The following is a 21,605-nucleotide window of genomic DNA, read 5'->3' as shown; positions in this document are numbered from 1 at the left end:
GCGCGGGAGGACGGCCCGGCCCCGTCCTCCCCGCGCGCGACCGCCTTCCGCCGGCACCGCCCGGGTCGTTTCCGCGTTCGTGCCCGTACCATGCCAGGGCAGGGTGGTCGGAGGGCGGAGTGGGCGTGGATCGGTTCTGGCTGCGAGCGGTGCTGACCGTGGTCCTGGGGGTGGCGGTCGTGGGCGCCGGTTCGCTGGGGTGGCGGTCCTACCTCGCCACGGCCATTCCGGCCGCGCCGGACGTCCCGGGTCTGGCCCAGGCCCCGGAGACCGGGGAGGCCCGCCGGGCGGCGGCGCAGCGGATGGACGGCCGGATCGACCGGTTGCCCGAACTGCTGCCGTGGGCCCAGGCGTTGGGGAGGTCGACGGTCGACGTGTGCCGGACGGACTACCGCAGCGACATGTGGTCCGGAGGCCGGTGGCTGCCGACGGCCTGCGAACGGACCGTGAACGTGTACCTGGCCTTCGACGACGGCGACGTCCGGTCGCGGCTGGCCGAGGTGGACCGGTACCTGGGTGCCGAGGGCTGGCAGAACCACCAGTCGTGGCAGGGTCTGGTCGCCGCCGACGAGGACGCGCACCGGCCGCCCGCCGACCCGGCGCCGGGGGAGGTGGAAGCGGCGGCGGCCAGGCCGATCACCCCGTCCGTGACGCTCACGCCGTCGGCGGAGGCGGAGGCCGGGGCGGAACTGGCCGTGAGCGTCGCCCCGGCGCCGGATCCCGAACTCCTCAGGTCCGGCGAGGACTCCTGGTACGAGCGGCACGGCAGCCGGCGCTACCGGAACGACGAGGGGCAGCGGGCCGAGTACCTGACCTGGGAGCCCCTGCGGCCGAGCGAGGTGACGCGGCCGGCCGAGGGCCGCTACGTGCTGCTCCTCGGTTTCACGACCAGGTACCTGGGGGAGCCCGCGGTGCTGTGACCGGTCGCCGGTGACGGTCAGCCAGGAGTTCCGAGGGGCGGGGAGAGCGGCAGGGTGGCGGTGACCCGGAAGCCCGAGCGGTAGGGCGAGGCGGTCAGCTCGCCGCCGAACAGCGCGATGCGCTCGGCGAGTCCGAGCAGGCCGTGGCCGGTGGACAGCTCCCGACGGGCCTCGGGGCGGCGGCCCGCGCCGTCGTCGACCACGTCGAGGGTCAGCACCTCGGACCAGTCGATCCGCACCGCGGCGTGGCTGCCCGGGCCGGAGTGCTTGATGATGTTGGTGACGGCTTCCTGGATCAGCCGGTAGGCCGTCAGGTCGACGCTGTCGTCGAGGTGGGCCGGAGTGCCGCGCACCTCCAGGTCGATCAGGACGCCGGCCCGGCGGGCGTCCTCCAGGAGCGGGCCGAGGTCGGCGAGTCCGCGTCGTACGGCGCTGTCCGCCACGGGTACGTCGGCGGTCCGCAACAGCCGGAGCATGCGGCGCAGTTCGGCCATCGCGTTGCGGCCCAGCGCCTCGATGTCGCCGAGGGCGCCGGCCAGCCGGTCCGGGTCGGCGGGCGCCGTGCTGCGGGCCGTGTCGGCCTGGAGCACGATGACGGCCACCGCGTTGGCCACGATGTCGTGCAACTCGCGGGCGATCTGGACGCGTTCGCTGAGGACGGCCTGCCGGGCCCGCGCGAGTTCGCGCTGGTCGTGCTCGGCGGCGAGGGCGGCGGCCAGGACCCAGCGGCCGGCGCCCCAGGCCACGGCGGTGACCGGCAGGTAGAAGGCGATGCCGCTGATGATCGTCGCCGTCTGGTAGCCGGGGCGCACCGCCCCCGTGGCGATCGGGTTCCAGATGCCCAGGGCGACGGGGAGGCCCGTCACCACGAGGGTGGTGAGGGCGGTGGGCCGGTCGCTCTGCCGGGCCACCGTGTACAGCGCGGTCAGCAGGCCGAAGAAGGGCGTGAAGCCGAAGTCGGCGTTCAGGGAGAGCAGCGCCGCGCCGACGGCGGCGGCCCAGACGACGGCGAACACCGCCACCGGCCACCGTCGGCGGAAGGCCAGGGCGGCGGCCTCCGGGAGCGCGAAGACGGCCACCAGCAGCTGGTCGCGCGCGGTCACTCCCGGCGCGAGCGGGGCCGCGTAGAAGAAGACGTCGGGGACGGTGATCGCCAGCGCCAGCGCGACGTCCTGCACCGTGCCGGCCTGCACCGTGCCGGTCTGCGCCGCGCCGGCCGGTGCCGTGGTGTCCGGTGCCGTGCCGGCCGGTGACCTCCGGCGGCGGGCGCCGTCCGTCACAACCGGAGTTCCCGGCAGCACGAGTGGTTCGAGCCGAGGCAGCACCAGGCCTCGGTGAACGGCGGGACTCCGGCGGTCTGGACGTCGGACCACCACGGTTCCGGTGCCGCGGCGTGCTCCGGCGGGCGGATCGGATAGCCGAGTGCGACGTGTGCGGCCCACAGGTCGCCGTGGTACTGCCGGAGGGCTTCGACGAGCTGCTCCCGGGTGACCTCGGGGATGCCGGTCGCGTGCCGGGACGGCGTGAGCAGGGCCAGGAAGGCCGCCGCGGTCCGGACGTCGTCGGTGTCGAGGGGGGAGAGGCCGATGCCGGCCACACGCAGGGCCTCCGGGCCGTCGCCGGGGTCGACGGTGATGCGGACGGCGAGGCTCTGCCACGGGTCGCCGACGGTTCTCGGCGGTTCGGGCACCAGGACCGTCCGAGGGCCGAGGAGGAAGCCGTGGGCGAGGGCAGGACCGGTGCTCCCGTCCGACTGGACCTGGTGCACGGTGGCGCCGACGGCGGGGCGCGGGGGCGTCCGTTCGTTCATGGTGGGGCTCCCGGAGGGGAGTGGAATGAGTGGGACCTCTACCCCAGTCGTAGCGCGCCCCGCCGTGCGTCGCCTGCGGGAATGACCGCTCGGGTGAGTGGCCGGCCGGAGCGGCCCGGTGAGTGGCCGGGCCGCGGGGTCCGTCTCCGGAGTCGAGGACGGGCCCGGGGCCGTCTCACCCGCCGAAGCCGGCCAGCAGCCCGCGCGGGTCGAAGGTCACCCGGATCCGGGTGATCCTCCCGTCCTCGACGTGCATCCAGTTCGCGGTCGGGGCCGGCGGCGCGATGCTCGTGCACAGCTCGAACCAGGTGATCACCTCGTCGCCCTCGGCCACCCGGATCTTCACGTCGATCCTCTCCAGCACCCGCCCGAGCCCCTTCAGCCCGGCCAGCGCCTCCTCCACTCCCGAGGCGGTCCCCAGCGCGCCGACGAAGTCGACATCGTCGGCCAGCAGCCCCCGGACGGTCTCGAAGTCGCCCGCCTCCCAGGCGGTGAAGTAGGTCTCGGCGAGCTCACGTGCGGTCTTCGTCGTCATGTCTTCATCCTCCCGGCCGTCTTACTCATCCGTCCAACAGATGGATCGGATGGAATCCATCGCCCCTGGTTATGAATGATGTGCGCGGTGCGTGATCGTCGGCTCACCGTCATCACGATGAGTGAATGTCAGCTGAGGTGGTTTCGGACTCCGGTGCCTGGTAAGGCGCTCAGCGCTGGAACGTGAAGGAGGCGTGAACCGTGATCACTGAACAGCAGGCCCGTTCGATGCTGCACCACCCCGTCCACGACGCACAGGGCAACAAGATCGGCAAAGCGGACCACATGTTCCTCGACGACACCACCGGCAGGCCCGAGTGGGTCAGCGTCAAGACCGGGTGGTTCGGCGCGAGCGAGTCGTTCGTCCCGATCCGCGACGCCCGGGTCGTCGGGGACCACCTGGAGGTGCCGTACCCCAAGGAGAAGGTCAAGGACGCGCCGCTGGTGGACGTGGACCGCGGCGGGCACCTCTCCGAGCGGGAGGAACGGCGGCTCTACCAGTACTACGGCATCGACCTGGACGAGGCCTGGAAGGCCGCCAACCGGCCCGGCGCGGGCGGTGGGGCCGCCGCGGGCGCTGCCGCCGCTGCCGGGGGCGCCACCGCCGGGACCGCCGCCGGCCGCACCGGCACGGCCGGTGCCGCGGGCGCGACCGGGGCCGCCGCCACCGGGGCCGCCGCCACCGGGATCGGCCACACCGCGATGCCGCCGAGTGCCACCACCCGTGCCGCCGCCGCTCCGGGTGCCGTCGGCTCCGCCGCAGGGCGGGCCGGTGTCCACCACGGGAAGGACGAGGCGATGACCCGCTCCGAGGAGCGGATGAGCGTCGGCGTCGAGCGGTACGAGGCCGGCCACGCGAAGCTGCGCAAGTACGTCGTCACCGAGGAGGAGCGGCAGACCGTGCCGGTGCGGCACGAGGAGGTCCACGTCGAGCACGAGCCCATCACCGACGCCAACCGGGGCGCCGCGATGTCCGGTGAGCTCATCTCGGAGGCCGAGTACGAGGTCACCCTGCACGCGGAGCGGCCGGTCGTGCGCACCGAGGCCGTCCCGGTCGAGCGCGTGCGGCTGGTGACGGAGGAACGCGTCGAGGAGCGGACCGTCACCGGTCAGGTGCGCAAGGAGCGCATCGAGGCCGAGCTGCCCGACGGGAAGAAGGCCGGCACGACCATGGGGCAGGCACAGGGCACGGAGATCCTGGGCAAGGACCGCCGTCGGTGACGCCCCCCGGCCGGTGACGCCCCCGGGCCGTGACACCGGTGGGCCGTGACACCCGCGGGCCGTGACCGCCTCGCGCGGTCGCGGTCGCGGCCCGTCCGTCCGGCCGGCGGAGCCCCCGGTCGAATATCGTCACCGGTCATGGAGATGCACCAGCTGCGCTACTTCGCCGCCGTGGTCGACGAGGGGACGTTCACCGCCGCGGCCGCCCGGCTGCACGTCAGCCAGTCCGGCATCAGCACCCAGGTGGCCAAGCTGGAGCGCGAGTTGGGCCAGCAGCTGCTGGAACGGGCGGGCCGGCAGGTGCGCCTCACCCCGGCCGGGGAGGCGGTCCTCCCGCTGGCGAAGAACGCCCTGGCCACCCTCGACGCGATCCGGCACGCCGCCGCCGAGTTCGCCGACGCCGTCCGCGGCCGGGTCCGGCTCGGCATGATCACGGGCTGCTCGATCCCGCCCTTCCTGGACACCGTGGCCGACCTCGGCCGCAGCCACCCCGGCATCGAACTCAGCCTGCACGAGGGGCCGTCCGAGGACCTCCAGGCCCAGGTGCTGGCCGGCTCCCTCGACCTGGCCCTGATCGGCTACGCGGGCGAGGTCTGCGCCGGGCTGGAGGCCACCGTCGCCGTCGACGAGCCGATCGCCGCCGTGGTGCCCGCCGGGCACCCGCTCGACCGGGCCCGGCTGCGGCTCGCCGACCTGCGGGGCGAGAAGATCCTCTGCCTCTCCTCCGGCACCGGCATCCGCGCCGCCTACCGGGACTCCTGCCGCCGGCTCGGCCTCGACCCGCGGGTGGACATCGAGGCCAGCTCGCCGGCCGCCCTGCTCCGGCTGGCCGAGCGCGGCGCGGGCGTGGCCGTCCTCAGCGCCTCCTCCGCGGCGGGCGCCGGGCTGCGGGCCGTCCCGCTGTCCGACGCCGCCACGTACGCCCGGCTCGGTCTCGTCGCCCGCCTCGACCAGCAGTCCCCGGCCGTACGGCTGTTGCGGGCCAGGCTCAGGGCGGCGCTCCGCTCCGGGTGACGGGCGGCGGGTGACGGGCGGCGGGTGACGAGCGGCGGGTGACGGCTGACCGCTGCCCGCCGGCCCCGCGTACCGGGTCGGGCTCAGGCCTTCCAGCGCGGATCGCGCCCCGAGGCGGCCAGCGCGCGGTCCCACGCGGAGGCGTCCTCCGGCAGGGCCACCGACTCGGCGAAGCCCGCGTACTGCCGGTACAGCTCGGCGTTCTCCGCCACGATCTCCCCGGCCAGCAGGGCGAGTTCCTCGTCGACCTCGATCCGCCCGCCGGTCGCCAGAGCGACGTCCCAGCCGTGCAGCAGCAGCTCCAGGGACAGCATCCGGGCGATCCCGACGGCCGGTACCGGGGCGCCGCCGAGGTCGACGTCCCCCTCCCAGACGGCCGGGTCGGCCCAGGCCGCGACCGCGCGCTCCAGCCGGGCCGCGTAGGCGGAGCGCCAGTCGGCGTCGGCGGTGAAGTCCCGCGAGACCAGCTCCTCGGGCAGCTCGGTCCGCCGGGCCCGGTGCTCCAGGCCGTGCGAGGTGTACAGCACCCAGTGGTTGATCAGCGCACGGGTGTCGAACTCCGTGCAGGGCGTCGGTGCGTCCAGCGGCCGGCCGGCCGGGACGGCGGCGGCGACGCCGGCCGCCGCGGAGGCGGCACGGGCCAGGAACGGGTGCATCGGGTGGGCGTTCATGGCGTCGATCCTGCACCGGCCCGCACCCGCCGGTCTTGAAGAAACGCGACGGCTAGCCTGGCCGCCATGGACTCCCCGGACTCTCCCGACCTCGGCCGCGGCGTGCTCCACCCGGCCAGGGCGGCCGAGCTGATCACCGTGGACCGGCTCGCGCCCGACCCGGCCGTGGCGCGGTTCGTCGAGTACTACTGGCTGGTCCGCTGGGACCTGCACGGCCTGCCGCCGTACGAGCAGAAGGTGCTCGCCCACCCCAACGTCCACCTGGTCTTCGAGGCTCCGGGGGCGCGCGTGTACGGGGTGGACCGCTCGCTCTTCGTCCGCCGGCTGGAGGGCGCGGGGCACGTGCTGGGCGTGCGGTTCCGCCCCGGTGCGTTCCGCCCGCTGGCCGGGCACCCGGTGAGCCGGCTGGCCGACCGCTCGGTGCCCGCCGCCGAGTACTTCGGAGCCGGGGCCGACCGGTTCACCGCGGAGATCCTGGCGGCGCCCGGCAGCCCCGCCGCCCTCGCCGACGCATTCCTCGGCCCCCGGCTGCCCGCCCCCGACCCGGTCGCCGCCGAGGTCGCCGCCGTGGTGGACCGGATCACCGGCAGGCCCGACCTCTGCCGGGTCGACGCGCTGGCCGCCGAGCTGGGCCTGACCGTCCGCCGCCTCCAGCGCCTGTTCGCCGAGTACGTCGGCGCCTCCCCGAAGTGGGTGCTGCGCCGCGCCCGCCTCCACGAGGCCGCCGAACGGGCCGGCGCGGACGGCGGGCTGGACCTGGCCGCGCTCGCCGCCGAACTGGGCTACGCCGACCAGGCGCACCTGACCAGGGACTTCACCGCAGCCGCCGGTGTCTCCCCGGCCCGCTACGCGGCCCCGGCGGGGAGCCGCACGCCCTAGAACCCCAGGAAGCGCTGCAACTCGTCCAGCAGGTAGTTGGCCCCGGTGTACCCGATGCCCTGGAACCACAGCTGGTCGTCCACCGGGAACGCCCGGTGCCCCTTGACCGCCCCCAGCGCCCGCCAGCCCGGGCTCGCCAGCGTCGCGTTGGCACCCGACAGGTCCGGATCGCCGTACGTCGCGTACAGCAGCAGGTCGCCGTCCACCCTGGCGAGCTGGTCCGGCGGGACCTCGACGTCCGGCTGGTCGACGTTCTGCGCGTCCGGTCGGCCCACCTGGGCGTCGGCGAGCACCGTCCCGGGGAAGCTCTGCCGGCCGAACATCCGGATGCCGCCGCCTTCCACGAACCGCACCAGGCTCACCCTGCGCCCCGACAGCTTCGCCGCCGCCAGCGTCTGGGCCACCTGCCCGGCGTGCTTCTGGTACGACCCGGCGAAGGCCGCCGCGGCGGCCTCCCGGCTCAGCGCCTGGGCGTGCAGCTGGACGTTCGCCTTCCACGGCGCCCCGGTGGTCTGGGTGAGCACCGTCGGGGCGATCTCCCGCAGCTGTTCGTAGCGGTCGCCGTCGCGGGTCTGGCTGGACAGGATCAGGTCGGGCCGCAGGGCCCGTACGGTCGGCAGGTCGGGCGCGCCGGCCGGGCCGACCAGCCGGATCCCGGCCGTCCTGGAGTCCGGCCAGTACGCGGGGTAGCGGGTGTCGCGGCCCGGGAGCGCGGCGCCGACCGGGGTGATGCCGAGGGTCAGCGCGGAGTCGAGCACGTCGGTGTCCAGCACGACCACCCGCATCGGCGCGCCCGGCACCACCACCGGGCCGGTGGCGGCGTTCACCGTCACCGGGGGCACCGGGGAGGGGGACGGCGAGGCGCCGGTGCCCAGGCCGTCCGAGGCCCCCGGGGCCGGCGGCCGGGCGGTGCAGCCCGCGGTCCCCGCGAGCGCGGCTCCGCCGAGGCCGGTGAGGAAGGTGCGGCGGGAGATCCGGGGCATCGGCGGTCCTCGGGCGGAGAGGCGGGATCGGGGCGCCGTCGAATTATGTCCGAAATGGAGGCTAAAGTGCCGTTAAGTGCGGGCGTGGCCGGGCGCGGGAGCCGCCGAGTGCGCCCCCTTCCCCTCAGGCCTCCACGGCCGCCGCCTTCGTCGCCCACGGGGCGCCCGGCACGACCAGCGGGGTGCCGGTCACCGGGTCGGGCACCACCACCGAGTCCAGCCCGAACACCTCCCGCACCAGCTCGGCCGTCACCACGTCCCCGGGCGCGCCCTGCGCCACCACCCGGCCGTCCCGCATCGCCACCAGGTGGTCCGCGTACCGGGCGGCCTGGTTGAGGTCGTGCAGCACGGCGACGACGGTCCGGCCGCGTTCGACGTTCAGCCGGCGGACCAGGTCCAGCACCTCGACCTGGTGCGCGATGTCCAGGTAGGTGGTCGGCTCGTCCAGCAGCAGGATGTCGGTGCCCTGGGCGAGCGCCATCGCGATCCAGGCGCGCTGGCGCTGGCCGCCGGAGAGTTCGTCCATGCTCCGTTCGGCCAGCTCGGCGGTGGAGGTGCGCTCCAGCGCCTCGGCGACCGCCGTCTCGTCCTCCGGCGACCACTGCTGCCACCAGCTCTGGTGCGGCTGGCGGCCGCGCGCGACCAGGTCGGCCACCGAGATGCCCTCCGGGGCGGTCGGCGACTGCGGCAGCAGGCCGAGCCGCTGGGCGATCCGCTTGGTCGGGATCCGCGCCAGCTCCTCGCCGTCCAGCAGCACGGCGCCCCGGACCGGCTTCAGCAGCCGGCCGAGGGCCCGCAGCAGCGTCGACTTGCCGCAGGCGTTCGGGCCGACGATCACCGTCACCCGTCCGTCCGGGACGGTGACGTCCAGGTCCTCGACGACCGTGCGCGCGTCGTAGGCCAGGGTGAGGCCCCTGGCCTCCAGACGGTGTCCGGACGGCGGGTGCGCGGACGGCTGGTGTCCGGACGGCGGGTGGGCGGACATCAGGAACCTCCACGGCGGGATCGGATCAGCAGCCACATCAGGTACGGCGCGCCGACCATGCCGGTCACCACGCCCACCGGCAGCTCGGTCGGCGCCAGCAGCCGCCGGGCGATCAGGTCGGCGAGGACCACCACCAGCGCGCCGGTCAGCGCCGAGCAGAACAGCGGGACCTGCGCCGAGCGGGCCAGCCGCAGCGCGATCTGCGGGGCCATCAGCGCGACGAAGTCGACCGGCCCGGCGGCCCCGGCCGCGCAGGAGGCCAGCACGATGCCCAGCAGCGCCATGCCCAGGCGGATCCGGTCCAGGCGCAGGCCGAGGCCGACGGCGGTGGCGTCGTCGAAGGAGATCGACCGCTGGGCGCGGGCCGCCCACAGCGCGACCGGCAGGGCGGCGAGCAGCACCCAGGCCAGCCACCCGGCCTGGTCGTAGCCGGAGCCGTTCAGGCTGCCGGTCATCCAGACCTTGGCGGCCTGGGCCTGGAAGCCGTCGCCCTTGGTGAGGAAGACGGAGGTCAGCGAGGAGAGCGCGACGCTGATCCCGATGCCGATCAGCACGAAGCGCTGCGCGTGCAGGCCGCGCCGCCAGGCCAGCGCGTACACCAGCAGCCCGGCCACCAGGCCGCCGGCCACCGCCGCGTACGGGGCCTCGCCGGTCGAGCCGACCACGCCGTACGCCATCAGGCCGACCACGGTCGCGGTCGCGCCCCAGGTCACGCCGACCACGTCGGGGCTGGCCAGCGGATTGCGGGCGACGGTCTGGATCAGCGCCCCGGCCAGTCCGAGCGCCAGGCCGACCAGCAGCCCGACCACCACCCGGGGCAGCCGGAACTCGCCGACCACCAGCTCGTGCGGGCTCGGCTGCCCGAGCACCACCTTGACCACCTCGCCCGGCGGCACGGTGGACTCGCCGAGGCAGAGCGAGGCCACCACGGTCACCGCCAGCGCCACCAGCAGCCCGGCGGCGACGGCCACCGAGCGCCGGTGCACCAGGAAGGACGCCCGCCCGGCCCGGACGACGCCGTAGCCGCGCAGGGAGACCGGAGCCGTGAGCCCGCTCATGCCGCCACCACCTTCCTGCGGCGCACCAGGGCGACCAGCACCGGGACGCCGACCAGGGCGGTCATCACGCCCGCCGGGACCTCGGACGGCGGGAACAGGACCCGGCCGAGGGTGTCGGCGAGCAGCAGCAGCGCCGGGCCGAGGACGGCGGAGAAGGCGAGGATCCAGCGGTGGTCGGCGCCGGCCACCGCGCGGGCGGCGTGCGGGACGGCGAGGCCGACGAAGGCGATCGGGCCCGCCGCCGCGACCGCGGAGCCGGTCAGGACGGTCGCGCCGAGCGCGCCGACCACCCGGACCGGGCCGGTCTTGGCGCCCAGGCCCTTCGCGGTGTCGTCGCCGAGCGCCAGCGCGTCCAGTCCGCGTGCCACCGCGACCACCAGCACCGTGCCGACCGCCAGGAACGGCAGCAGCTGCCAGGCCACGTCGGAGGTCCGCCCGGAGAGCGAGCCGACGTGCCAGAAGCGGAACTGGTCCATGGTGGCCGCGTCCGTGGTCAGCACCAGGGTGTTGAGCGAGGCGATGAAGGCGGACATCGCCGAGCCGGCCAGCGCCAGCTTGATCGGCGTCGCGCCGCCCCGGCCGCGCCCGGCGAGCCCGTACACCAGCACGGTGGCGATCACCGCGCCCGCGAAGCCGAACCAGACGTACCCGGTGAGGGTGGAGACGCCGAAGCCGGAGATGGCGACCACCACGCCGGCCGCCGCGCCCTGCGAGACGCCGAGGATGCCGGGGTCGGCGATCGGGTTGCGGGTCAGGCCCTGCATGACGGCCCCGGCCAGGCCGAGCGCCGCGCCGACGGCCAGTCCGACGACCGTGCGCGGCACCCGCAGCTCGCGGATCACCACGGCGTTGGCGGTGTCGCCGCCGTGCAGCAGGGCGTCGAGGGTCTCGCCGAACGGGACGGTCCTGCTGCCGACCGCCAGGCTCAGCAGCACCGCGGCGGCCAGGACGGCGAGTGCGGCGGCGAGCCACAGTATTCGGCGCCGCGGCGCGCGGTACGGCGCGCGGGGCGCACCGGGCGGTGCGCTGGTGTCGGTCATGGGCCCTCTCCGCAGACAACTCAGGCAAACCTAAGTTCCACCGCGAAGCCGGGGCAAATCGCCTCGTGGGCCGCGGCGCCCGTTGGGTAGCCTGGCGGCATGCCCGCGACCTCATCTGCTCCGCTGACCGTCGGCTTCGACCTCGACATGACGCTGCTGGACACCCGGCCGGGTATCCGCGCCACCTACCTGGCGCTCTCCGCCGAGACCGGCACCCACATCGACGCGGACCTGGCGGTCACCCGGCTCGGCCCGCCGCTGCTGGACGAGATCCGCAACTGGTTCCCGGAGGCCGAGGTGGAACGGGTGGCCACCCGCTACCGGGAGCTCTACCGCGACCACGCCTTCGCCCCGACCGTGGCCCTGCCCGGCGCGTACGCCGCCGTCGAGGCGGTCCGCGCCCACGGCGGCCGGGTCGCGGTGATCACCGGCAAGTACGAGCCGAACGCCCGCCTCCACCTGGAGCACGCCGGGATGGCCGCTGACGCCGTGATCGGCGACCTGTGGGCGGAGACCAAGGGCGAGGCGCTGCGCGAGCACGGCGCGAGCGTCTACGTCGGCGACCACCTCGGCGACATCAGGGGCGCCCGGCACGCCGACGCGGTCGCGGTCGCCGTGGCCACCGGGCCGTACGGCGCGGACGAGCTGCGCGCGGCGGGCGCGGACGTCGTCCTGGACGACCTCACCGGCTTCCCGGACTGGCTCGCCCGGCACCTGGCCGGGCACTAGCGCCGCAAGCGCCGTCGCGGTACCGGCCCTGGCCCCCGGCGGCGCTCAGGACTCGACGGGCCCGATCCGGCGGCGCTGGGCCCGCGCGTTCAGCAGCAGCCCGGTCAGCGCCGCCAGGAAGCCGGCCGGCATCAGCATGCTCAGCCAGTACGCGACCGTCGGCAGCGGCGTCAGGTGCAGGAACAGCGGGACGAAGGTGACCAGGGTGGCGAGCGCGCCGAGACCGAAGACGATCGCCCCGGCCTTGACGTACACGTCGCCGGGGTCGGTGCTCTGGCTGTTCACGTCTGCTCACTCCTACGGGCCGGTCGGAACTGCCCCCAGTCTGGCAGAGCGGCCGCCGGGGGTGCCCACCGGAGCGGGCCGGTCACGTTGCGCAGTTTTCCGGCAGCTGAACGTTTTGATCCCTGCTGAGCGGGGGTATGCACGGGGTGCCGAGGGGCGCTGTAGGCGCGTCCCGAGTCCTCAGACCCGGGGGTGTGAGCCGATGGACCGCGCGGAGCCGCGCCGCGGCCGTGCCACGGCCGGGTTGCCCCCGACCTCGAGATCCCGCGTTCCCGCCGCCCCGTACGGGCCTCGGAGCGCGTATCCCTCGCGGAACGCGGACGAGGCAGTGACGGACCGTTAGTCTGCTCCTGACAGCGTGCCGACCACGAGCGCCCACCGGCGCCGAGCCGCGGTCGGCCGCTTCTCCCCACCACCCAGTGATCCCCGGCCAGGGCCGGGATCCCTCACACCCATTCGAGGACTGTTCGAGATGCCCACCGGCCAGGTCAAGTGGTTCAACGAGACGAAGGGCTTCGGCTTCCTGTCGCGCGACGACGGCGGCGACGTCTTCGTCCACACCAAGGCGCTGCCCGACGGTGTCACGTCGCTGAAGCCGGGCCAGCGGGTCGAGTTCGGCGTGGTCGCCGGCCACCGCGGGGACCAGGCGATGGCCGTGCAGCTGCTGGACGCGCTGCCCTCGGTGGCCGCCGCCCAGCGCCGCAGCGCCGACGACATGGCGCCGATCGTCCAGGACCTGATCACCACGCTGGACGCGGTGCTGCCCGGTCTCCAGCGCGGGCGCTACCCGGCCAAGCCGACCGGCCAGAAGCTGGCCGGCCTGCTGCGCGCGGTGGCCGACCAGTTCGACGTCTGACCGCGGGGACGAGCGGCTAGAACGCGAGCGCACCCGGGTCGAGCGGGGGCACCAGCCCCTCCGCGGCGGCCCGGGTGAGCAGCGCGCGGACGGCCGCGTAGCCCTCCTCGCCGAGGTCCTCGGTGAACTCGGTGACGTACAGCCCGATGTGCTGCTCGGCCACGCCCAGGTCCATCTCCTGGGCGTGCGCCAGCACGTACCCGCGGCTCGCCGCCGGGTCCGCCCAGGCCTGCCGGACGGAGGCGCGGATCGCGTCGCCGATCGCCCGCAGCCGCTCGGCGCCGAGCGAGCGCCTGGCGACGATCGCGCCCAGCGGGATCGGCAGGCCGGTCTCCCGCTCCCAGGCCTCGCCCATGTCGGCCAGGCTGTGCAGTCCGTACTGCCGGTAGGTGAAGCGGGCCTCGTGGATCACCAGGCCGGCGTCCACCCGGCCGTCCCTGACGGCGGGCATGATCTCGTGGAACGGCAGGACGACGATCTCGCCGAAGCCGCCGGGCACCGCCTTCGCGGCCCAGAGCCGGAACAGCAGGTAGGCGGTGGAGCGCTCGGAGGGCACCGCGACGGTCTTCCCCGCCAGGTCGGCGGGGGAGTCCACGCCCGGCAGGGTGAGCACCAGCGGGCCGCAGCCGCGGCCCAGCGCGCCGCCGCAGGGCAGCAGGACGTACTCGTCCAGGACCCAGGGCAGCGCGCCGTAACTGATCTTCAGCACGTCCAGCTCGCCGCGCTCGGCCAGGCCGTTGGTGACGTCGATGTCGGCGAAGGTCACCTCGGGGGCGTCCGCCCCCGGCACCAGGCCGTGCGCCCAGGCATGGAAGACGAAGGTGTCGTTCGGGCAGGGCGAGTACGCGATGCTCAGCCGTTCAGCCACGGCCGGCCTCCTCGATCGGTTCGTGGCCGGCGGCCGGTTCGTGGGCCGTGGCCAGTTCGTGGACGGGCAGCGCGGCGAAGGCCCGCTCCAGGGCGGCCAGCGCCTCGCCGATCCGCCAGGCGGCCCGGTCGCGCGGGCCCACCGGGTTGGACACGGTGCGCAGTTCCAGGGCCGGCACGCCGTACCGGGCGGCGGCCTCGGCCACGCCGAAGCCCTCCATCGCCTCGGCGGCGGCCCCCGGGTGACGGGCGGCCAGCGCGGCGGCCCGCTCCGCGCTGCCGGTGACGGTGGAGACGGTCAGCACCGGGCCGACGGCGAGGTCCGGGCCGCCCAGCGCCCGCGCGGCCAGCGCGACGGCGGCCGGGGGCGGGGTGTGCCGGACGGTGCCGAAGCCGAGTTCGGTGACGTCGGCGAAGCCCTCGGGGGTCTGCGCACCGAGGTCCGCGGCCACGATCGCGTCGGCCAGCACGGTGGCGCCGACCGGGGCGACCGGGGCGAAGCCGCCGGCGATCCCGGCCGAGACGGCCAGGGCGTACGGGTGCGCCGCCAGCGCGGTGGCGGTGGCGGCAGCGGCGGCGGCCGGGCCGACCCCGGCGGCCAGCACGTCCACCGGCGCCCGGGCGGCCCGGTGCAGCGTGCCGCCGGGCAGCGGCAGCGCGGCGGACCCGCCGGGCAGGCCGCGCAGCACCGCCTCGGCCTCGGCGGGCACCGCGACGACGACGAGCAGCCGGGCCCGTGCGGGGCCCGGCCGCTCGCCCCGGCCGTCGGTGACGGCGTGCGCGGTCATCGCGGGACCGTCAGCTGTTGTCCTTGGTGTTCAGCTGGAAGTACCAGACGGCGGTCGGGTTGTCCGAGTCCTTCTCGGCCTCGACCACGGTGACCAGGGTCTTGCCGCTGGCGTTCAGCACCTTGTTGGCCTGCTGGGCGCCCGACCAGGTCGAACCCTGGGCGAACGAGGACAGGCTGTAGCGCCCGCCCTGGCCGGTCGAGCCGCCGTTGGTGAAGGCCCACCAGCCGGTCTTGGCGACGTTCGGGGAGACCCCGACACCGACCCGGTCGCTCGACACGACGTCCGAGGAGGGCAGCGTGCCGTTCTTGAGGGCCTCGGTGGCCTTGCGCTGGCACTCCTCCTGGATGTCCTCGGTCAGCGGGCTGCCGGCGTTCCAGCACAGCGGCTCCGCGACGATCGAGGAGTTGCCGACCGTGAGCGTGGCCTGGTGGGAGACGTGCGCGGTCTGGCCGGCGGCGATGGCGACGGAGGTGCCCACCGTGGCGGCGCCGACCACGACGACGGCGCCGAGGGCGGCGATGGCACGGGAATTGAGGCTCATGCGTCAGAATCTACCGGGCCCGGCCGATCACGCGACGCGGGGGTCGGCCACCGCGTGTTGCCGCCCGCCCCGTCAGGCCACCCGGGGGGCCGTCGAGTGGCGCCGCAGACCCACCCGGAAGAGCGAGTGGATCGTCCACAGCAGCGCCAGTCCGACCACACCGGCGGCGATCGACAGACCCAGCCGCCCGTTCAGCGGCAGCAGGATGCCGACCGCGCCGCCGGCCACCCAGGACAGCTGCATCAGGGTCTCCGAACGGGCGAACGCCGAGGTCCGCACCGCCTCGGGGACGTCCCGCTGGATCAGCGCGTCCAGCGCCAGCTTGCCCAGCGAGGCCGCCATCCCGGCCACCCCGGCGACCAGAACCACCGTTACCACGCCGTACCAGAGCGCGGCCGCCGCCGTCACGCCGGTCGCCAGCAGCAGCATCACGGCGACCGTCGGCTCCTGGCCCCGGGTGCGCAGCCAGGAGCCGAGCACCGAGCCCAGCGCGTTGCCCGTCCCGGCCGCCAGCGCCACCACGCCCAGCGCCACCGTCGGCCGCAGGCCGCCGATCGGCTCCTGCCGCAGCAGGAAGGCCAGGAACATCACCAGGAAGCCGACCAGCCACTTCATCGCCGACATCGCCCGCAGCGCCAGGATCACCGACGGGCCGACCGTGCGCAGCGAGGCCCGGACCGGCGGCGTCCTGTGGTGGATCAGGTGCGAGCCCTCGCCGTGCACCTCGGCGTGCAGGACGGCGCGCTGCTCGCCCTTGGCCGAGTCCACCGCGGGCGGCAGGTGGAAGGCCATCAGGGTGCCGATCACGAACACCAGGAAGGCGCCGCGCAGCGGCCAGCCGGGGCCGACCAGGTGCAGCAGCCCGCCCACCCCGGCCGCCACGCCGGTGGCCAGCAGCCCGGCCAGGGTGACCCGGGAGTTCGCCTTCACCAGGGACAGCCGGCTCGGCAGCAGCCGGGGCACCACCACGCTGCGCACCACGCCGTACGCCTTGGACGCCACCAGGACGCCCAGCGCCTCCGGGTAGAGCGCGATGCCGCCGCCGACGATCACCCCGGCCATCGTCCAGGCCAGCACCGCCCTCGCCAGCATCGCCATCGCCATGGCGGCCCGGCGGCCGTGCGGCAGGCGGTCCAGCAGCGGGCCGATCACCGGGGCCAGGACGGCGAACGGGGCCATCGTGATCATCAGGTAGAGCGCGACCCGGCCGCGGGCCTCGCCGGTGGGCACCGAGAAGAAGATGGTGGAGGCCAGCGCGACGGTGATCAGCATGTCGCCGAAGGAGTTGAGCGCGTGCAGCTCGATCAGCTTCGCGAGGCCGGACTCGCCCGCGCCCTCGGCCGAGGTGGCCCGGCGGATCCGGCGGCCGGTGCCGTGCACCACCTTGCCGGTGCGGGCGCCGGCCGCGGAGGCGGTGCGCAGCAGGAAGGGGCGGCGCGGCTCGGGGACCTCGCCCTCGTCCGGTTCCGCCGGGGCCGGGCCCGCGCCGTCCTCGGGCCCGCTCGGGTCCTCGGGCTTGCGCAGGTCCACCGGGGCGGCGGACACCTCGGTGCGGTCCGCCGGCCGCGGTTCGCCCGCGCCGGGGACCGGAGGCTGCTGTCGCGGCACGGCGTCCGTCCGGTCGGGTCCGTCGGCCTGCGAGGCGCGCAGTGCGTGCTGCGACGGGTCGTGGTCCGCCACAAGCCCATCCTGCCCCAGAAACGCCGCGCCGACGCGGGATCGGGCCCCGCTCGGCGCGGCCCCGGAAGGGTCGCGTCCGCCCCGGACTGTGCCGGGGCACCGAGCGGCGGGTAGCCTGCCCAAGGTCCGCCCTCCGAGTCGCCACAGCGCCGGTCGGCCGGTCGAGCGGCGCGGTCGGTACCCGAGGGGGCTTCCGGTCGCGCAGAATGGACGAGGGACTACCGAGCCGCGACGGAACAGGCAACACGCCGTGGGCGACAGAAGAACTGGGAGAGAATCGACGCCGTGAGTGCTGCGATGCGAAGCCGTACCCCCGACCGGCTCTGTGCCGAGGCCGTCAAACTCGCCCGTCAGGCAGCCGAGGAGGCCGTCGGGCCGGAGGCCGTCGGGCCGCACCTGGGCGTCCAGGCGGACGCCGACCGCGTCGTCACTCACACCTTCGAGTGCCTGGACGCGGCGTACCGGGGCTGGCACTGGGCGGTCACCGTCGCCCGCGCCCCGCGCGCCAAGAACGTCACCCTGGACGAGGTCGTGCTGCTCCCGGGAGCCGACGCGGTCCTCGCCCCCCAGTGGGTGCCGTGGAGCGAGCGGCTGCGCCCCGGTGACATGGGCCCGGGCGACCTGCTGCCCACCGACGCCGACGACGTGCGGCTGGAGCCCGGCTGGAGCGGCGAGGACGAACCCGCGCCGAACTCCGTGGTCGCCCTGGCGGACGACGAGGACCTGGTCGTCACCGACCCGCACGTCCAGCCCGCCCCGGCCCGTGCCCGGATCGACGCCGTCGCCGAGGAACTCGGCATGGGCCGCAGCCGGGTGCTCTCCCGGCTCGGCCTGCACCTGGCCGCCGAGCGCTGGGAGAAGGCCCACGGACCGCAGACCCCGATGGCGCAGGCCGCCCCGGCCTCGTGCGCGAGCTGTGGCTTCCTGGTCCCGATCGGCGGCTCGATCGGGCAGGCCTTCGGCGTGTGCGGCAACGAGTTCGGCCCGGCCGACGGCCAGATCGTCTCCTTCGCGTACGGCTGCGGCGGGCACTCCGAGGCGGCCGTCATCCCGGCCCCGCCGGCGCCGTCCGAGCTGATCCTGGACGAGCTGGTGGTCGAGCCGCTCCCGCTCCACGCCGACCGCACCTCGGGCTCCGTCGAACCCGACGCCCCGGCCGAGGAGCTCGGCCACTCCTGAGCCCGATCGCCTCCGCGGCCCGCCCGGTCACCGACCGGCGCGGGCCGCGGTGCTTTCCGGGCGCCTCAGGGCGGCGCACGCCGCTCCGGGGCCGGCCCGGGACCGGCCGGACCCGTCCCGGCGCCGCGCGCCCCGCGGCGCCGCCCTGTGGCCCCGCCCGGGCCGCGGGCGGCGGGGCCGTGGTCGGGAGCAGTCGGTGGGGCAGGGAAGAATGCCCTACGACGTACAGGGCGGCGGAAGGCGGCAGGTCCAGTGGAACCTCGGATCATCGGCAGCGGCACGGACGAGCACCCCGCGGACCCCTTCGGGAGCGCCGCGCTGCGCCGGCGGGTGCTGGACGCCTGGGCCGCCTCGCCGGCCCGGTTCCGGGAGGACGCCAACGCCGAGGAGGAGCTGGCGCTCGGCGGCTACCGGGACCGCCTGGTCGTGGAGTTGGCGCAGAACGCGGCCGACGCCGCGGTCCGGGCCGGCCACGGCCCCGGCCGGCTGCGGCTGACCCTCGCCGACGGCGTGCTCGCCGCCGCCAACACCGGCGCCCCGCTGGACGCGGCCGCCGTCGAGTCGCTGTCCACCCTGCGCGCCTCCTCCAAGCGCGGCGAGGAGCCCGCCGTCGGCCGGTTCGGGGTCGGCTTCGCCGCCGTCCTCGCGGTCACCGACGAGCCCGCCGTGCTGAGTGCCACCGGCGGGGTTCGCTGGTCGCTCGGCGAGGCCGGGGCGCTGGCCGGGGCGCAGCCCGAGCTGGCCGACGAACTGCGCCGCAGGGACGGCCACGTGCCGCTGCTGCGGCTGCCGTTCGCGGCCGAGGGCCCGGCCCCCGCGGGCTACGACACGGTGGTCGTGCTGCCGCTGCGGGACGCCGCCGCCGAGGACCTGACCCGCCGTCTGCTGGCCGGGATCGACGACGCGCTGCTGCTCACCCTGCCCGGCCTGCGCGAGGTCGTGGTGGAGACCCCGGACGGCACCCGGACGCTCACCAGGGAGGCCGCCGAGACCCGCCCCGACGGCGTCACCGAGGTCACCGTCACCGACGACGCGGACGGCCGGCCGCGGCAGACGGTCTGGCAGACCGCCGGCACCTCCGGCCGGCTCGACGCCGAGCTGCTCACCGACCGGCCCACCGAGGAGCGCGCCCGCCCGTACTGGACGGTGACCTGGGCCGTCCCGGTCGGCCCCGACGGCGTCCCGCAGCGCCCCGCCATCGCCTCCGTGCTGCACGCGCCCACGCCGAGCGACGAGCCGGTCGGCCTGCCCGCGCTGCTGATCGCCTCCTACCCGCTGGACTCCACCCGCCGGCACGTCGCCCCGGGGCCGCTGGCCGACTTCCTCACCGAGCGGGCCGCCGACAGCTACGCCGAGCTGCTGCGCGCCCGCGGCGCAGACCTCGGCTCGCTCGGCCTCGTGCCCACCCCGCTCGGCCAGGGGGCGCTGGACAACGCGCTGCGCGCCGCGGTGCTCTCCCGGCTGCCCGAAACGCCGTTCCTGCCGCACCCGGCGCCGGTCGAGGACGGCACGCCGGCGCTGCGGCCCCGGGACGCGACGCTGCTGGAGGGCGCGGACGGCTCGGTGGTCGAGGCGCTCTCGCCGATCTTCCCCGGGCTGCTGCCGGCCGGTCTGGAGCGGCGTACCGAGCTGCGGGTGCTGAACGTGCGCCGGGTGCCGCTGGCCGAGGTGGTGGACCAGCTGGGCGGCCTGGACCGCGAGCCCGCGTGGTGGCGCAACCTGTACGCGGCGCTCGGCGCGGCCGACCCGGAGGCGCTCGGCGCGCTGCCCGTACCGCTCGCCGACGGGCGGACGGTCACCGGGCCGCGGCGGGTCCTGCTGCCCTCCGAGGACGCAGACTGGGCGGCCTTCCCCGGCTACCCCGAGTCGCTCGCGGACGCGCTCGCCGCGCTCGACCTGCGCCTGGCCCACCCCGAGGCGGCCCACCCGCTGCTGGCCAGGCTCGGCGCCGGCACCGCCACCCCGGCCGGGGTGCTGGACACCCCCGAGGTGCGGGCCGCCGTCGCCCGCTCCTACGAGCTGGCCGAGGACGACCCGGACGCCGCGCTGGAACTCGCCGACGCCGTCCTGGCGCTGGTGAAGGCCGCCGCCCCGGAGCCGGGCGCCCACCCGTGGCTGGCCAGGCTGGCGCTGCTCGACGACGAGGGCGAGCCCGCCCGGGCGGGTGAACTCGTGCTGCCCGGGAGCCCGTTCGCCATGCTCGCCCGCGAGGAGGACGCCGGCTGGGTGGACGACGAGCTGCTGGAGCGCTGGGGCCCCGAGGTGCTCGCCGCCGTCGGCGTGCCGGCGGACTTCGTGCTGGTGCGGGCCGAGGACGTGGTGCTCGACCCGGACGACCTGGAGCGGCTCGACCCCACCGCCCCGGCCGACCGCGCGGCCGGCGGCCACCCCACCGGCCTGCTGGACGAGGCGCCGGACGGGCTCGCCGAGTGGGCCGAGGACGTGCTGGAGGCGCTCCAGGCCGACGAGGCGGTCGGCGTCCCGCCGGTGGCCGCCGAGCTGCTGGCCGTGCGCGACCTCGACCTGGTGGACGACGACGCCTGGCCGGAGGCGCTCGCCGCGCTGGCCCGCCCGCCGTACCGGGACGCCGTGGTCACCCCGGTGCGCACCCTGCTGCCGGACGGCTCGTACGCCGACCTGCCGCCGTACACCGCGTGGTGGCTGCGCGACCACCCGGTGCTGGAGGGCCGCGAGCCGGCCGGTCTGCGGTCCGCCGGGGCCGACCCGCTGCTGCGCGGCCTGTACGACGAGGCCCGCACCACCCTGGACGAGCAGTTCCTGCACGCGCTCGGGGTGCGCACCACGCTGGCCGCGCTGCTCGCCGAGCCGCACGGCCCGGACGAGGTGCTGGACCGGATGACCGACCCGGCCGCCGAGGTCGGCCACCGCCAGCTGCACGGCATCCACACCGCGCTGGCCCGGGTGGACACCGGGCGGATCGAGCCGCTGGACGTGGTGCGGGCGCTGCCGCCGCTGGACCCGGCCACCGGTCGGCGGCCGGACCACACGGTGGTGGTGGACGCCACCGAGGCGGTCGTCGCGGACGCCCCCGACCTGGTCCAGCTGCTGCACCCGTACCCGCTGCTGCCGGTCGCCCCGGCGCTGGCCGCGGACCTCGCGGAGCGGCTGCACGTGTCGCTGGCCAGCGAGGTGGCGGGCGGCCGGGTGCTCTCCGAGGGCGTGCTGCACCGGGTCCCCGCGGTGGTGCGGGAACTGCTGCCGGGCTGCCCGGTCGCGTACGAGGAGCACGAGGACCTGCTGGTCGTCGGGCCCGACGGCGGCGAGGCGGCGGTGGACTGGCGCTGGGACACCGGGGCGGACACCCCGGAGCCGCCGTACGACCCGGAGCTGGCCGAGGCCGGCGACGAGGACGACGAGTTCGAGGTCCCGCCGGTGCCCGGTCTGCTGCACGCGGCCACGCCGGAGGGCCTCGCCGCCGGCCTGGCCTGGTCGGTCGGGCAGTGGCACCGCCGCTTCGAGGTGCTGGCCGCCCTCAGCGAGCCGGACCGCGCCTACGAGCTCTCGGCCGCCCGCGACTTCGAGGGCTGAGCCCGGACGGGCG

21 protein-coding genes are annotated in these 21,605 nt (G+C 76.0%); 8 read left to right on the top strand and 13 right to left on the bottom strand.

The window, feature by feature from the left end; translation table 11 throughout:
* Positions 1-125 precede the first annotated feature (125 nt).
* Positions 126-920, top strand: coding sequence for a hypothetical protein (locus ACZ7C5_RS26885; protein ID WP_401088697.1), 795 nt, complete (start codon positions 126-128; stop codon positions 918-920).
* A gap of 17 nt (positions 921-937) precedes the next feature.
* On the opposite strand, the gene ACZ7C5_RS26880 is transcribed toward ACZ7C5_RS26885, so the two are convergent.
* The 3 genes from ACZ7C5_RS26880 to ACZ7C5_RS26870 all read right to left on the bottom strand — a co-directional run bounded on the left by ACZ7C5_RS26880 (position 938) and on the right by ACZ7C5_RS26870 (position 3,265).
* Entirely contained in the window at positions 938-2,200 is a 1,263-nt protein-coding gene (locus tag ACZ7C5_RS26880; RefSeq protein ID WP_401088698.1) for a sensor histidine kinase, read from the bottom strand.
* Positions 2,197-2,730, bottom strand: a complete 534-nt coding sequence (locus ACZ7C5_RS26875) for a hypothetical protein (RefSeq protein WP_470323617.1) — start codon at positions 2,728-2,730, stop codon at positions 2,197-2,199. The genes ACZ7C5_RS26880 and ACZ7C5_RS26875 overlap by 4 nt, the downstream gene beginning before the upstream one ends.
* Before the next feature lie 175 nt (positions 2,731-2,905).
* A complete protein-coding gene (locus tag ACZ7C5_RS26870) occupies positions 2,906-3,265 on the bottom strand; it encodes a nuclear transport factor 2 family protein (RefSeq protein ID WP_470323616.1) in 360 nt (119 codons plus the stop codon).
* Between the two features lie 200 nt (positions 3,266-3,465).
* On the opposite strand from ACZ7C5_RS26870, the gene ACZ7C5_RS26865 reads away from it, so the two are divergent.
* Together ACZ7C5_RS26865 and ACZ7C5_RS26860 are read left to right on the top strand one after the other, a co-directional pair.
* Positions 3,466-4,485 carry a PRC and DUF2382 domain-containing protein gene (locus ACZ7C5_RS26865; RefSeq protein WP_401088704.1) on the top strand — a complete coding sequence of 340 codons (1,020 nt, stop codon included), beginning with the start codon at positions 3,466-3,468 and terminating at the stop codon, positions 4,483-4,485.
* 138 nt (positions 4,486-4,623) lie between these two features.
* Positions 4,624-5,499, top strand: a complete 876-nt coding sequence (locus ACZ7C5_RS26860; protein ID WP_401088706.1) for a LysR family transcriptional regulator — start codon at positions 4,624-4,626, stop codon at positions 5,497-5,499.
* Between the two features lie 83 nt (positions 5,500-5,582).
* Here the strand turns inward: ACZ7C5_RS26860 and ACZ7C5_RS26855 are convergent, their stop codons facing one another.
* A complete protein-coding gene (locus ACZ7C5_RS26855; protein WP_401088708.1) occupies positions 5,583-6,170 on the bottom strand; it encodes a TIGR03086 family metal-binding protein in 588 nt (195 codons plus the stop codon).
* Between the two features lie 66 nt (positions 6,171-6,236).
* On the opposite strand from ACZ7C5_RS26855, the gene ACZ7C5_RS26850 reads away from it, so the two are divergent.
* Positions 6,237-7,049, top strand: a complete 813-nt coding sequence (locus tag ACZ7C5_RS26850) for an AraC family transcriptional regulator (protein ID WP_401088710.1) — start codon at positions 6,237-6,239, stop codon at positions 7,047-7,049.
* Here the strand turns inward: ACZ7C5_RS26850 and ACZ7C5_RS26845 are convergent.
* From ACZ7C5_RS26845 to ACZ7C5_RS26830, 4 genes are all read right to left on the bottom strand, one after another.
* Positions 7,046-8,032 carry an ABC transporter substrate-binding protein gene (locus ACZ7C5_RS26845; protein ID WP_401088712.1) on the bottom strand — a complete coding sequence of 329 codons (987 nt, stop codon included), beginning with the start codon at positions 8,030-8,032 and terminating at the stop codon, positions 7,046-7,048. The genes ACZ7C5_RS26850 and ACZ7C5_RS26845 overlap by 4 nt on opposite strands.
* Positions 8,033-8,156: 124 nt before the next feature.
* Complete coding sequence (locus tag ACZ7C5_RS26840) at positions 8,157-9,017, bottom strand: ABC transporter ATP-binding protein (RefSeq protein WP_188300868.1); 861 nt, start codon at positions 9,015-9,017, stop codon at positions 8,157-8,159.
* The gene (locus ACZ7C5_RS26835) at positions 9,017-10,075 is read right to left on the bottom strand and encodes a FecCD family ABC transporter permease (RefSeq protein WP_470323615.1); all 1,059 of its coding nucleotides are present in this window, start codon (positions 10,073-10,075) and stop codon (positions 9,017-9,019) included. Before ACZ7C5_RS26835 ends, ACZ7C5_RS26840 begins: the two co-directional genes overlap by 1 nt.
* The gene (locus ACZ7C5_RS26830; RefSeq protein ID WP_470323614.1) at positions 10,072-11,115 is read right to left on the bottom strand and encodes a FecCD family ABC transporter permease; all 1,044 of its coding nucleotides are present in this window, start codon (positions 11,113-11,115) and stop codon (positions 10,072-10,074) included. Before ACZ7C5_RS26830 ends, ACZ7C5_RS26835 begins: the two co-directional genes overlap by 4 nt.
* A gap of 99 nt (positions 11,116-11,214) precedes the next feature.
* Between ACZ7C5_RS26830 and ACZ7C5_RS26825 the strand changes: the two genes are divergently transcribed.
* Entirely contained in the window at positions 11,215-11,844 is a 630-nt protein-coding gene (locus tag ACZ7C5_RS26825; protein ID WP_401088717.1) for an HAD family hydrolase, read from the top strand.
* A gap of 45 nt (positions 11,845-11,889) precedes the next feature.
* Here ACZ7C5_RS26825 and ACZ7C5_RS26820 read toward each other — a convergent pair whose 3' ends face one another.
* Entirely contained in the window at positions 11,890-12,129 is a 240-nt protein-coding gene (locus ACZ7C5_RS26820) for a hypothetical protein (RefSeq protein ID WP_401088719.1), read from the bottom strand.
* A 472-nt stretch (positions 12,130-12,601) separates the two neighbouring features.
* Between ACZ7C5_RS26820 and ACZ7C5_RS26815 the strand changes: the two genes are divergently transcribed.
* The gene (locus ACZ7C5_RS26815) at positions 12,602-12,985 is read left to right on the top strand and encodes a cold-shock protein (protein WP_188300873.1); all 384 of its coding nucleotides are present in this window, start codon (positions 12,602-12,604) and stop codon (positions 12,983-12,985) included.
* 16 nt (positions 12,986-13,001) lie between these two features.
* On the opposite strand, the gene ACZ7C5_RS26810 is transcribed toward ACZ7C5_RS26815, so the two are convergent.
* The 4 genes from ACZ7C5_RS26810 to ACZ7C5_RS26795 form a co-directional block, all read right to left on the bottom strand.
* A complete protein-coding gene (locus tag ACZ7C5_RS26810; protein WP_401088722.1) occupies positions 13,002-13,853 on the bottom strand; it encodes a 1,4-dihydroxy-6-naphthoate synthase in 852 nt (283 codons plus the stop codon).
* Positions 13,846-14,640, bottom strand: a complete 795-nt coding sequence (locus ACZ7C5_RS26805) for a futalosine hydrolase (protein WP_470323613.1) — start codon at positions 14,638-14,640, stop codon at positions 13,846-13,848. The genes ACZ7C5_RS26810 and ACZ7C5_RS26805 overlap by 8 nt, the downstream gene beginning before the upstream one ends.
* Before the next feature lie 10 nt (positions 14,641-14,650).
* Positions 14,651-15,184, bottom strand: coding sequence for a hypothetical protein (locus ACZ7C5_RS26800; RefSeq protein ID WP_401088726.1), 534 nt, complete (start codon positions 15,182-15,184; stop codon positions 14,651-14,653).
* 72 nt (positions 15,185-15,256) lie between these two features.
* Positions 15,257-16,609 (bottom strand): MFS transporter, encoded by a 1,353-nt coding sequence (locus ACZ7C5_RS26795; RefSeq protein WP_470323642.1) that lies wholly within the window; start codon positions 16,607-16,609, stop codon positions 15,257-15,259.
* A gap of 552 nt (positions 16,610-17,161) precedes the next feature.
* Between ACZ7C5_RS26795 and ACZ7C5_RS26790 the strand changes: the two genes are divergently transcribed.
* Entirely contained in the window at positions 17,162-18,043 is an 882-nt protein-coding gene (locus tag ACZ7C5_RS26790; RefSeq protein ID WP_470323641.1) for a DUF3027 domain-containing protein, read from the top strand.
* A gap of 252 nt (positions 18,044-18,295) precedes the next feature.
* Positions 18,296-21,592, top strand: coding sequence for a sacsin N-terminal ATP-binding-like domain-containing protein (locus tag ACZ7C5_RS26785; RefSeq protein ID WP_470323612.1), 3,297 nt, complete (start codon positions 18,296-18,298; stop codon positions 21,590-21,592).
* Positions 21,593-21,605: the final 13 nt, after the last annotated feature.

Source organism: Kitasatospora sp. NPDC036993 (assembly GCF_055607525.1).
Note: the sequence above shows the minus strand (reverse complement) of the source record. Positions and strands in the feature narration are given on the sequence as shown.